This is a genomic window from Nostoc sp., assembly GCF_036917515.1.
In the GTDB taxonomy this organism is placed as follows: domain Bacteria; phylum Cyanobacteriota; class Cyanobacteriia; order Cyanobacteriales; family Nostocaceae; genus Nostoc.
The window spans coordinates 40065-52304 of record NZ_JBALDE010000108.1; the positions used below are offsets into that span (position 1 = coordinate 40065).

Below are 12240 nucleotides of genomic sequence, written 5' to 3' on the forward strand. Positions count from 1 at the left end.
ATAAGTATTAAATATTATAAAGTAATGAATTTGGCTATTTAGATCATCTGTGATATGAATCAAAAAAATATTCTTACTTGGGGTGATGTAGCTTACGCTTCACGAATTGCGACTGGAGGATCAAAGCAAGAATGGGAAGTTTTAGAACTGATTTGGCAAGCATGGGAAATAATAATCTACACCGGACTTGCAACTTATTCTAATAAACGTGAGCTTTTGCTAGTAGTTATAAGATTTTTTGCTATTGTAAGTTTTTACCTGGAATTTTTTAATGATTATTATTGGGAATACTATATTAAGAATTACAGTAGAGAATGGCTTGAAGGTATTCATATAACTCATGAGTACAATGAATACATAATCGACTGTGTAAATGGTTTACGCTGCCCTATACTACCGAAATCCGAACCAAATAATCTACTTTTGTACTTTGTCGATAATGCTTTACAGCAAGTAATGCAAGTACTGATGGATAGCCTAGACAGTGACTCAATGCTATTTAAATCTGTATGGAAAATTAACCACCAGCAGTTTCAAGTAGATGGAGATATATATGAGTTGCAGAGAATGGAAGCTGAACTAATTAGTGAGAGTATATTTTTGGATAAGATCGTCAACTTAGCCGAAATACATGAAATTTATAATCAAAATAATGGATTTATTAGAGATGAAACTGCAATCATAGAAATGTTTTTTTACGAAGATAATACAGACGCAGAATGGATGAAATGCACAAATAATAAAGATTTTCAGCAATCTCAAGAAGTTATAGATGCTACTAATAAATTTGTGGCTTTTTTTTCCTTCTATCAAATAAAACCTAAGTATTCTATTGAGCGAATTTCTCAGGAAACTGGGTTTAATGAAACAGAGTTAGGGCGCTGGATACATACAATTAATCGCAAAAAGCAAATAATCTTATACGGTTCTCCTGGAACAGGAAAAACCTTTATTGCTGAACACCTGGCAAAATATTTAATAGGTGGTAGTGATGGCTTCTCACAATTGGTGCAATTTCATCCCGCATACTCTTATGAGGACTTTATTCAAGGTATACGTCCTCAAAGCCAAGATGGGCAATTAACATATCCTTTGCTTCCAGGCAGTTTTCTAAAATTCTGCAAAGAAGCAGAGTATCATCAAGGAACTTGTGTTTTAATTATCGATGAAATAAATCGTGCAAATTTAGCTCAAGTTTTTGGTGAACTAATGTACTTGCTTGAGTACAGAGATAGAGAAATTCTATTAGCTGGCGGTAAAAGGTTTTGCATTCCAGAAAATGTCCGTATTATTGGAACAATGAATACAGCAGATAGGTCTATTGCAAATATAGATCATGCGCTACGTCGCCGCTTTGCATTTATTGAACTTCGCCCAAACTATAAAGTACTGGAACGTTATCACCTAAAAACAGGTGTTTCAGTAGAAGGATTAATTAAAATTTTACAGCAATTAAATCAGGCGATCGCAGATAAAAACTACGAAATTGGTATTTCATTCTTTTTAACAGACAACCTACGTAAAGATATAGAAGATATATGGCGTATGGAAATTGAGCCATATTTAGAAGAGTACTTTTTTAACCAGCTAGAAAAAGTAGATAAGTTTCGCTGGGATAAAATCAAGGATCAGGTTCAGCTATGGATATAAACCTAGCACAACCAAGAATTATTGAGATTAAAGAATACGAAAATAAATTATTTCCGTTTGACAAAATACCCTATTCAGCCGGAGTCGAGTTATATGAGAAATACAAAACACAAGTAGATATAGAATTTCCTACCTATACAACGAAAGGATATTGGAAATTGAAAGCTAAAGGATGGGTAGGTTGCATTCCTGTTACTCCTGAATTTCATCTAAAAATAAATCCAAAAGTGCCTATTCAAAACCTCTTCGGAATGCTGGAATATGTTTATACTTTGAAAAGTTTTCGCTTTCTCGAAGGGCTGATGGATTGTGAATCTCTAGAGGAATTTTATAATAATCTGGCTCAGATATTAGCCCATAAAGTTTTAGAACGATGCCGCAAAGGATTATATCGTACTTACTTGCCTAAAACACAGCAGTTTTCTTATGTGCGGGGAAAACTAGATGTGCGACAGGTAATTCAAAAGCCGTGGAATGTTAAACTTAAATGCGATTAAGAAGAACATACAGCTGATATTAAAGAAAATCAAATTCTGGCATGGGCACTTTATATCATTGGTCGTAGCAGTTTATGTTTAGAAAGAGTATCGCCAATAGTACGAAAAGCTTATCACGCTTTACAAGGATTAGTAACGCTGCAACCTTGTAGCGCAGAAGATTGCATTGCTAGACAGTATAATCGCCTTAATCCAGACTATGAACTATTACATAATTTATGTCGATTCTTTTTAGAAAATAGTAGTCACAGTCATAATATGGGAAATTACAAAACCCTACCTTTTATTGTCGATATGGCACATTTATATGAACTTTTTGTTGCAGAATGGCTGAATAAAAATACGCCAAAAGGCTATTTTTTCAAACAGCAACATCTAATAGAAATTAGTCAGAATAGGCACTTCAGTATAGATATATTACTGTGTGATGCTACTACTAGTAAAACAATAGCAGTTTTGGATACAAAGTATAAAGCCCCTGAACAGGCAGGATCTACAGATGATATTCATCAAATGATCAGCTACGCCAACACAACAAAATGCAAGCAAGCCTTTTTGATATACCCTAAAGACTTGACACAGCCACTAGATATTAAAAGTGATCAAATCCGAGTCCGCAGCCTCACCTTTGCCCTAGATGATAATCTCGATCGCGCAGGTCAAACCTTTTTAAAAAACCTTTTTCTCCTAATCTGCTGAGAACTTATACCAATAATTAGTAAAGGGGATAGATAACATTCGCTTGCTGCGAAGCACCCATCCCCGAATAGCTGCCCAGATCATGAACCTGGAATCTATAGTCCGGTATCTAATAATCACAGTATCGACCGAGATATGTAGATTGTCACTGGGATAGATACTGATTTACGAAATACCTACGAAAAGATTGTTACACAATTACTCTTGTTCACCCTTACTTCCGCCTCTCATCGCCAACAGCGCCGTTCCGTAAGCTGCTTCTGTGTACACTGAGGTTACTACAGGAACCTGCAAATTACGCGCCCGAATTGCAGTCCAAGTATCATTTGCCGCACCACCGCCAGCAGTATAAACCCTGCTCAATTTATCTGCGCCCATTTCTTGTAATAATTCATACCCTCGCGCTTCTATGCGGGCAATGCTTTCTAACAACCCATGCAAAAATTCCACTGGATCATCTGGGCGTGGTGACAAACGTGGCGGTAGATTGGGATCGTTAATCGGAAAGCGATCGCCTACCTTCAACAAAGGGTAATAATCTAACTCACTAGCTTTTGATGCATCAATTTTAAAGCTAAGGCTTTCTAACTCAGCATTTGTGAAAAATTGCTTTAGTACTGCACCTCCAGTATTAGAAGCACCCCCAGTCAGCCACAAATCTCCCAAGCGATGGCTGTAAATCCCATATCTGGCATCTTCTACACGGGTACGACTTAACAACTTTAGTACCAACGTTGAACCAAGGGAAGTCACGGCTTCACCAGGTAATTTTGCTTCACTGGCAATAAAAGCGGCAATACTATCAGTTGTACCAGCACACACCAGACAATCACGGCAAAAACCGAACTTGTTCGCAATTTCCGGTCGCAATTCGGCAATTGGAGTCCCAGGAGTTAAAACTTTGGGTAGCTGAATTAGTATTTGCAAATTTTCTAGCCATTCTGGGTATTTCAACTCTTCTACGTCATAACCCAGCTTTAAAGCATTATGGTAATCGCTAATACCCAACTGTCCATGTAGGAGAAACGCCAGCCAATCTGCTTGATGCAGGAAATATCTAGCTTTGCTAAAAGAGGGTAATTGCCTCATCCACAAAAGTTTGGCCAGGCTGGAAGTGGCACTTAACACGGTATGATTGGGGGGTGCGATACTCTTCAAATGCTCTAGTATCAACGATCCCCGCGCATCGTTATATAGCAATGGTGCATCTGTTGGATTGCCAGCAGCATCGACCAGCAAGACGGTGGAAGAAGTACCATTAATTGCGATCGCTTTAATTCCTCGCCGCAACTCTTCAGGTATTTGTTCCACCAACGCAAACAAAACCTCCTGCCAAATTTTTGGTGTAACGGCATCTGATGAGTCTTGGAAGGGATATCGCACTTCTGTCTGAATACAAGAGGCTTCCTCGTCAATCACCACACCACGTCCGCCAGATGTGCCGAAGTCGATACCCAGATATAAATTCATAATTTTTATCAATTTTTTTAATGGAGAATAAATAAGAACTACTGATCAATAATTGCTTTTGTTGCATCTTGTAACAAGATATTCCACAATTCTGGCAAAACAAGGAAAAGTAGTAAACGAACTATTCAAAATCTATTCAGGTTAGGAGGTTTTCAGCCATGCCTATTTTAGATACTCTGTACATCGCTCAGGTGTCTTCCATCTCAGATACTCAAGTCTACATCGCTCTAGTTGTAGCCTTGATCCCAGGAGTTCTAGCTTGGCGATTAGCTACAGAACTTTACAAATAACGCTCCGATGTGACACAGTTAAAAAGCTAATAATCCTGGCGATACGAGGTGCAATTTTTAGAAGCTTGTGGTTTCATGCCATAAGTAGCTTGAAACCTTGCATTTACGTAAGCCAGGTTATTTTTTAACTGGTACAACACTTGTAGCTATTTCAAAAAAATGAAGTAATATGACAGCTAAATCAAGCATTCAGGAATGCTGAGTGCTAATTCAGTTCCGAGTATCGAGTGCTGAGTGCTGAGTGAGATTTCTAACTCAGCACGGACTAAACTCCCGCTACCGCTAACAAAATTCATAACTCAGCACTCTTGACAATGCTTCCCTTGACTAAGCGAGGTTATATTTTAGGATCATGAACGCGATTCAACCGTCCAGACCACCGTCACAACCTATACAAAAACGTCGGGTCACTCCTCGACCAAAGCGGTATCTTCGTCAACGTTCTTACCAGGTGATGGCACTGGAAAGCACAGCCAAAATAGCAGTTAATCTTGTGATTACAGCCGTTGCAGCATCTGCCTTAACACAACTCTTGCCTTATCATTGGTTACAGCAAGAAAAGTTGCGAGAAATGAGTACTGAAGTCAAGCTGATGGAAGGACATGTCAATGGTTTGCAGGCAGAATTTAGCCGTAACTTCGATCCGCAACAAGCTAAAAGTATTAGGCAACAACAAGGATACCGATTTGATCCCAGCCAGCGTCGGGTGGTGTTGATGAATCAAGATCGCCGAGAAGATGAGCAAACAGACTCATTACCATAAGACAAATGGCGAATTCGGGATTATTTAGGTTTATTGTAATTCAGGCTACGTATAAACCGGGTGTTAATTTATATTATTGCTAATAAACAGTGGTTAATAGCTAATTTTTGAATAGCTATGTAGTTATCATCTATTAGTCATTAGCGATACAGCGCCACTAAACTCTAATTCAAAATTTAATCAATTATTTTGAATTTCAAATCCCCCAGAAAAAATTAATCTACCAATTAGGACGCTGATTCAAAAGTAACTCGTTGAGCCAATTTTCGAGTTGTAAACACAAGCGACAACCAGTAATATCCTTACTATTGTCAAGAGAGGGCAGTTGAGTGAGGGCGCGACGATAATCAGCGAGCGCACAATTCCAGTCGCCCCAAAGATGGTAAGTTCTGCCTCGTTCGGCCCAGATATGACCTTCTAGTTGACCGAAAAGCAGTGCTACCTCAAAATTCTCAATTGCCTCTTCATATTGCCCCAAATCACGCCAGGTAATGCCTCTGTTAATCCACGCCCTAACATGACGAGGATTCAAATCAATCGCTTGATCGTAGTCGTCAAGTGCTGCTGCTAATTCTCTACAAGCTGCGTAGTAATTTGCTCGATTGTTATAAGCACTAGCCAAACAGGGATTAAGTTTGAGCGCGGTGTTATAGTCGTAAAGCGCTTTTTGCCTTTCACCACTTTGAAAATAAATTAGCCCCCGGTTATTGTAATCAACAGCATTGTGAGGATTGCGGCAGATTAGTTGGCTTAAAAGTGCGATCGCTTCAGTATAATCTCCTTGTTGAGCCAACTTTAAAGCAAAAGAGCGTAAGTAGCTATCCTCGAAAATAGATTTGCTGTAATCGCTTTTCCTTCGATCTGGAACTTTATTTGTAGTATTTAGAACATACTTGTATTGTTTACTTTGCTGGTCATCGTCAGCTAAAAATGAGTGAATATTCATCTTTTCCTACATTAAATCCATGCTTTGTGAAATAAAATTCTAGTTTTTTCCCTCTGGTGTTTTACCATTGGGTCTACTTTTAAAGTATTTATGGTTACTGGAAAGCCATCTCAAGACTGAATTTAAACTACTCACACCAGTAGAAATCTATGTCTTAAATAAACAATTGCTCCTCAAACCTAATCATGGATACTTGATCTTGAAGGTGAATTCCAGAAATAGCAGATATCAATCTCAAAGACTAGTCAAGTAGTCAGAGCGACAAATTGGTAGAATGCCAACAAGCCATTATTAAAGAGGGGATGAGGAAGCAGGGGAGATAAAGGAGCAGAGGACAAGAGGGACAAGGGTGAATTATTGAACAAGTCTTTCCTTTATCTTCCCCCTCTTCCTTGTCTACCTTGTCTTTTCTCAATGCCCAATGCTCATTCCCCATTCCCTAGATTCAATTTTTAAGTTTTGAGAAATTTACCGATGACAACTGCAATTTCCTATCCCAATGCCCCTGATTTAGCAACCGATGATTACATTGTTATTGGCTTGGCAACCTGCTTCGTCAAAGAAGATGGAGAAGTTTATCAAATCGAAGTTATAGAGCCGATTCCCTCTGCGGCTTTGGAAGCGCTTTTAAAGGGCATTCCTACCTCCTATAAGCTGGCTCATGCCACAACTTTGGGATCTGTGCTGGATGGCGATTTGCAACTGCTGCCAGATGGCTTCCCAGAGTCGGCTCAGTTTGGAGAGGAATTTGTGCCACGGGCATTTGCAGCAGCTCGTACATACAAGCGTCGTGAATCTGCAAAATCCCTGATTCCATTAGGTACAAACTACACTGAATTTAAGTATTCCACTGAGCGGAAACGGGTGTTAAACGCCGCTAGAGTAGTCACCAAAGAAGACAATATTAAACAGCATTCTCACACTCACAAAGTTCTTTAAGTAATCATGCTCAAACTTTACGGTGGCGCTCGTAGTCGAGCCTCGATTGTTCACTGGTATTTGGAAGAATTAGAAATTCCCTACGAGTTCGTCAAGCTTGATATGCAAATGGGTGAACATCTCCAGCCTGAATATTTAGCAATTAACCCATTTGGTAAAGTTCCAGCAATTGTTGATGGGGATTTTAAACTTTGGGAATCTGGAGCAATTTTGCTGTATCTTGCTGATAAGTACAGTAAAAGTTCACTTTCATCAGAGGAACGTGCTGTATTTTCTCAATGGGTGTTGTTTGCTAATGCTACCCTTGGGTCAGGGATTTTTGTAGAAGCAAATCGAGAACGGGAAATGCCCCGCTTGTTGACTCAGTTAAATGAAATTTTCAGTCAGCAACCTTTTTTACTTGGCGATAAATTCACTGTTGCTGATGTGGCAGTGGGGGCTATTCTGAATTATATTCCCATGATACTGAAACTAGACCTCAGCCCCTATCCAGCGGTATTGAACTATATGAAGCAGTTATCTGAGCGTCCAGCATTTCAAAGAAGTATTGCCAAACGGACTTAAAATAATTCGTAATTCGTAATTCACGTTTAATGTGAATTAAGTCTTGAAACCCTTGTAATTTCATAGGTAGTCCCAAAATAATGATTTTGGGCGACTCTAGAAACCCTTATGGAATTAAGAGGCGTTTTTAATTCACATCAGGCGTAATTCGTAATTCGTAATGAATTTTTAACTACGAATTACGAATCTTTTAACGATAATTTGTAAATTGCAAAGCAACTGGGTAGTCTTCTTGTTTTAAACGCTGCATGACAACTTGTAAGTCATCTTTAGATTTAGCAGAAACCCGTACAGCATCTCCTTGAATTGAAGCTTGTACCTTTTTGAATTCGTCCCGAATCAATTTAGAAATTTGTTTAGCGATTTCCTGACTGATGCCTTTTTTGAGTTTGATTTCTTGACGCACGCGATTACCACTGGCTGATTCAACCTTGCCAAAATCAAAGATTTTTTGGGAGAGGTTACGCTTGGCAGCTTTTTCTCGCAGAATGGTGTGTACAGAATCTAAGGTAAACTCGCTGTCAGTACTAACGTTAATGCTTTCTTCAACTAACTCGACGGTAGTTTCAGTGTCTTTGAGGTCGTAACGACCTTTGATGTCTCGTATAACTTGATCGACAGCGTTAACCAACTCTTGTCGGTCAAAGTCGCTCACAATGTCAAAGGAAAAAGTAGAAGCCATAAAATATTTTAGATTTTAGGTTTTGGACTTCGACTTCGCTCAGTCGAACAATTTTGGATTGGGAATCTTCCCCAGTCCTCAGTCTCCATACCCCAATTAACTAGTAGCTTGGATGATGCTTAAGAAAAAGAGAGTGGCACAGCTAAGAATGCCAATGGCAAACATCAGCGATCGCAAAAGGGGTATATTCAAAATATAAAAAATCGAGTATAGCAAACGAGCCACCACAAAGGCGATCGCAGCTACTTGTGCCTTAGTTGAATTTACACCAGTTACATAAGCCATCAATGCGGCTGCCGCAAACACCATAAACGCTTCAAAGGTATTCTGATGTGCCCAAGTAGCTCGTTGGGCATAAGGTGGCAATTTATCCAACAGAGCGCGAGGAGTAGAAAACATTTCAGGTCCAATACGCGCACGGGCATAAGCTACTAGCAAAAATGGCACATAAATTAGAAAAGCAGCAGCAGCGATCGAGTACAAAAAAATTATCATTACTTATTAGTTATTGTTTATTAGTCATCAGTCATCAGTCATTAGTCTAATACAAAGGACAAAGCGCAAAGTCTGAGCGGAGGTTTCCTCCGTTAGCGCAGCTCGCCGTAGGCATCGGAACTTTGTAAGAGAAGACGAAAGACAAATGACAAATGACTAATCAAAGTAGAAAAGCGTCACCACTTTTCTTTGTTCTTCTGCATCCTGACAAGTTTGTAACAGGGTGCCACTGTCGTGAAATGCAAAGCAGATTAGTTGCTGGCAACGGGAGACAATCTCTTTGTTGCATAAGTAACTAGCTTCAGCAAGAGACAGATTATCATTACTGGAATTTTCGACTAGATGCATTACCTGTTCTAGTTGCTGGCGCGATTCCAAAGGCTGGCGTTCCAAGCTTTGGGGTAGAATCACCGTCAACAAATTTGCATCAGCCCGCGTTGCTCCCTTGATAGCAGCTGAATTTGTACCTGTAGCACCAGAAGTGATGATTCGATTACCCGATAAAACTAGGGCATAAGTCATCATTTCAATAAGATTCTGATGCGTAATCGGGACGTGACGAGAACCCAGCAAGGCAATTCTTTTAGAACCCGTTTGCTGGATTGTCGCTAGTTCTTGCGCTAGTGTATCTAGGTTAATAAGGTCTGTTGATTGGCTCAAAGATGGAGAAAATCAGATTAAACGACCCAGATATTCTACCAAACAGCGTGTAGATACGAGGAAAACTTGAGTTAAACATTGCTACTAATTTTCGATTGTTTGGTTCAGTAACTCCATTACTTGCTTACACCAAGCTAGCCAATGTGTTTCGTAACTAATACCATTTAGAAGAGTCAAATACCGGAATTTGCCTGATTCTGACAGTTCTTGCGGATTTTGAAAGTAACGCTGTTCTAAGTCCTTATACGTAGACAATTTTTTTTGATGGGCGTTTTGGTGATTTTCTAGCTCTGCTAAGATAATTTGCTTAGGAACAATATGACCAGCAAAAATTTTTACCAGTAAATCATCTTTAATCGGTGTGGGTTCACAAGATTGAGCAATCCATTCTTTGAGGTGCTGTTCTCCCAAGTCTGTAACAGTGTAAAGCCTTTTATCTGGCCGTCCTGCTTGAAGAATCGACTCGTAACTAATCCATCCTTGATCTTCTAGCTTCGCCAACTCCCGATAAATCTGCTGGTGACTTGCTGACCAAAAAAAGCCTACAGAGCCATCGAATCTTTTTGCTAAATCATACCCACTACAGGGTGCGTCAACCAGAGCCGCTAATATTGCGTGCGCTAATGCCATGATTTTTAATTTACCACTTGATATATGCAACTAATTGCATATATAAGTTATTATGCAATTAGTTGCATAATAACTTAAGAACAAGGAGTGGTATATGCCTCAAGTCATACCGGGACGATTTTCAGCCCAAATCGATCAACCCTTTGTTGTGTTTCTGATTGGGATGCGAATTAATAAATTATTCGCTTTTTCCAAATGGATTCCGACTGCAACAGCAATGTCGCCCATGTTACGAAGCCTTTACCAGAATCCTGAAAAAGGGTTTTTAGGTGGAGAAACTTTTGTTTACTGGCGAGGGGTAGGACTGATTCAGTATTGGCGATCGTTCGAGGATTTAGAGCGTTTTGCCAGAAATCCAGCCGATGCACATCTAAAAGCTTGGCAAAGGTTTAATCAAGCTATTGGTGCTGATGGCAGTGTCGGCATTTGGCACGAAACCTATTTAATAGAACCAGGAAGATATGAGGCAATTTACGGGAATATGCCTGTTTTTGGATTAGCTGCTGCAACTAAGCACGTGCCAGCTATGGGACGGAAGGAAACAGCACGCCGTCGCCTAGGAGGTGACGGCGAGCCAGCTGTACCCTCACCAGATATACAGCCTCTAACTGATAACTGAGCATTGATGCTCTTAATAGTTTGAGTTGATAAATCTAAGATAATGCCCCTGCCGGAGTTAAATCTAGTTTGGATAACAAGCGGTCAATGTCAAAATGCTGAGACATCAACTGGCAAATATACAGAACCTTAATCGGCTCGTGGACACGGACTTGACCAAAAGTGCGATCAACAATTTCTACAGTGGTGAGGGTGTCTAAGTCAACAGACAAAATGGGGATTTCTAGTTCTTCAGCGCGACTGAGAATGAATGGTGGGGGTGGTAGTTGTCCGGTGAGAATTAAACATTGGGTAGAAGTTTCTAAAGCCGCTTGCTGAATTTCCACGCGATCGCCTCCTGTCACCACTGCCATATTCTGGCGTTTGCGGAAATATTTCACAGCGGAGTTGACATTCATCGCTCCAATTGCGAGACTTTCTACTAACAAATCCATGCGATCGTTGCGACAGAGAACATCAGCCTTTAACTGCTTGACTAGTTCGCCAACACTGACACTGCGGAGCAAATCGCTATTCGGCAGCATTGCTAGCACTGGAATCTCCTGCTGTTCCAAAAATGGGCGCAAGATAATGTCAACCGCTTCTAGTTGGGTGACAGGGATATCATTGATTACAACTCCAATCAAGCGATCACCCAGACCCTGTTTTGCAGTCAATAGCGCCTCAACCGAAAGCAACGATTTATAGCGGGTTACTAACAGCACGCCAGCATCCAAGACTTCAGCCATTTGCAGCAAAGACAAGTCAAACAAATTGCCTTCGGACAAATTACCAGGCCCCTCCAGTAACACTAAATCTCCTTGAGACTTATGCAAATATTGCTGTATTAGGGACTGCTGATAATCGGTTTTGTCTTCCCCCCGCAAGCGCTTTTGCACATTCGGTTCATCCAAAGCCAGCATTGTAGGTGCAACGCGGTTTTCCGGCAAATTGAGGCTAAGAGCGATGAACTGGACATCTTCCTCAATTACGGTTCCACTAGACGAATTGAAAGACGTACCGAGTGGTTTACCGTAGCTAATATCCAGACCTTTTTGCTGTAGCTGATGAGACAAACCCAGAACAGTTGCAGATTTACCGCTGTAAGTCTCGGTCGATCCAATCAGCAAATATTTAGGGAATTTTGGCACACATGCACTCCTAATTTCAAAAGTCAGAAGAACCCAGCTAGGTGTTTCCTAATTCTAGTTCCTTCTGGGAAAAGCCTCTCACTCTCACAAATTAAGCTTTCCCAGAATTACCTTCTAAGAGGATGTTTTAAAAGTCCAAGAAAGTAAAAACTCATGCGAGTCGTCGAAGCATAATACGTATCATCGCAATATAAATAAAAGTCTCGG

13 protein-coding genes and 1 pseudogene are annotated in these 12240 nt (G+C 40.2%); 7 read left to right on the plus strand and 7 right to left on the minus strand.

The features are described 5' to 3' along the window. The first annotated feature begins 54 nt into the window (after positions 1-54). Both V7K89_RS14050 and V7K89_RS14055 read left to right on the plus strand, forming a co-directional pair. Complete coding sequence (locus V7K89_RS14050; RefSeq protein ID WP_335188020.1) at positions 55-1650, plus strand: McrB family protein; 1596 nt, start codon at positions 55-57, stop codon at positions 1648-1650. Continuing rightward, positions 1641-2846 (plus strand): annotated as a pseudogene (locus tag V7K89_RS14055) (McrC family protein). The gene V7K89_RS14050 and the pseudogene V7K89_RS14055 overlap by 10 nt, the downstream one beginning before the upstream one ends. A 198-nt stretch (positions 2847-3044) precedes the next feature. Here the strand turns inward: V7K89_RS14055 and V7K89_RS14060 are convergent. Continuing rightward, complete coding sequence (locus V7K89_RS14060) at positions 3045-4316, minus strand: FGGY-family carbohydrate kinase (protein ID WP_335188022.1); 1272 nt, start codon at positions 4314-4316, stop codon at positions 3045-3047. Between the two features lie 158 nt (positions 4317-4474). Here V7K89_RS14060 and psaM point away from each other — a divergent pair, with 158 nt between their 5' ends. Both psaM and V7K89_RS14070 read left to right on the plus strand, forming a co-directional pair. After that, positions 4475-4606, plus strand: coding sequence for a photosystem I reaction center subunit XII (psaM, locus tag V7K89_RS14065; RefSeq protein WP_190912801.1), 132 nt, complete (start codon positions 4475-4477; stop codon positions 4604-4606). A 352-nt stretch (positions 4607-4958) separates the two neighbouring features. Further along, complete coding sequence (locus tag V7K89_RS14070) at positions 4959-5369, plus strand: hypothetical protein (RefSeq protein WP_335188024.1); 411 nt, start codon at positions 4959-4961, stop codon at positions 5367-5369. A 220-nt stretch (positions 5370-5589) separates the two neighbouring features. Here the strand turns inward: V7K89_RS14070 and V7K89_RS14075 are convergent, their stop codons facing one another. Further along, a complete protein-coding gene (locus V7K89_RS14075; RefSeq protein WP_335188026.1) occupies positions 5590-6315 on the minus strand; it encodes a tetratricopeptide repeat protein in 726 nt (241 codons plus the stop codon). A 474-nt stretch (positions 6316-6789) separates the two neighbouring features. Here V7K89_RS14075 and V7K89_RS14080 point away from each other — a divergent pair, with 474 nt between their 5' ends. Together V7K89_RS14080 and V7K89_RS14085 are read left to right on the plus strand one after the other, a co-directional pair. Further along, entirely contained in the window at positions 6790-7254 is a 465-nt protein-coding gene (locus V7K89_RS14080) for a hypothetical protein (protein ID WP_335188028.1), read from the plus strand. Between the two features lie 6 nt (positions 7255-7260). Further along, the gene (locus V7K89_RS14085; RefSeq protein WP_335188030.1) at positions 7261-7818 is read left to right on the plus strand and encodes a glutathione S-transferase family protein; all 558 of its coding nucleotides are present in this window, start codon (positions 7261-7263) and stop codon (positions 7816-7818) included. A 190-nt stretch (positions 7819-8008) separates the two neighbouring features. Here V7K89_RS14085 and V7K89_RS14090 read toward each other — a convergent pair whose 3' ends face one another. The 4 genes from V7K89_RS14090 to V7K89_RS14105 all read right to left on the minus strand — a co-directional run bounded on the left by V7K89_RS14090 (position 8009) and on the right by V7K89_RS14105 (position 10285). Next, positions 8009-8500 carry a YajQ family cyclic di-GMP-binding protein gene (locus tag V7K89_RS14090; protein ID WP_012411046.1) on the minus strand — a complete coding sequence of 164 codons (492 nt, stop codon included), beginning with the start codon at positions 8498-8500 and terminating at the stop codon, positions 8009-8011. 96 nt (positions 8501-8596) lie between these two features. Next, positions 8597-8995, minus strand: coding sequence for an MAPEG family protein (locus tag V7K89_RS14095; RefSeq protein WP_335188032.1), 399 nt, complete (start codon positions 8993-8995; stop codon positions 8597-8599). 156 nt (positions 8996-9151) lie between these two features. Then, positions 9152-9655 (minus strand): DNA recombination-mediator protein A, encoded by a 504-nt coding sequence (locus V7K89_RS14100; protein WP_334976739.1) that lies wholly within the window; start codon positions 9653-9655, stop codon positions 9152-9154. Between the two features lie 84 nt (positions 9656-9739). Further along, positions 9740-10285 (minus strand): PadR family transcriptional regulator, encoded by a 546-nt coding sequence (locus V7K89_RS14105; protein ID WP_335188034.1) that lies wholly within the window; start codon positions 10283-10285, stop codon positions 9740-9742. Between the two features lie 94 nt (positions 10286-10379). Between V7K89_RS14105 and V7K89_RS14110 the strand changes: the two genes are divergently transcribed. After that, positions 10380-10904: a DUF4188 domain-containing protein gene (locus tag V7K89_RS14110; RefSeq protein WP_335188036.1), complete on the plus strand. Its 525-nt coding sequence runs from the start codon at positions 10380-10382 to the stop codon at positions 10902-10904. 34 nt (positions 10905-10938) lie between these two features. Here V7K89_RS14110 and V7K89_RS14115 read toward each other — a convergent pair whose 3' ends face one another. Beyond that, complete coding sequence (locus tag V7K89_RS14115) at positions 10939-12033, minus strand: phosphotransacetylase family protein (RefSeq protein ID WP_335188038.1); 1095 nt, start codon at positions 12031-12033, stop codon at positions 10939-10941. Positions 12034-12240 lie beyond the last annotated feature (207 nt).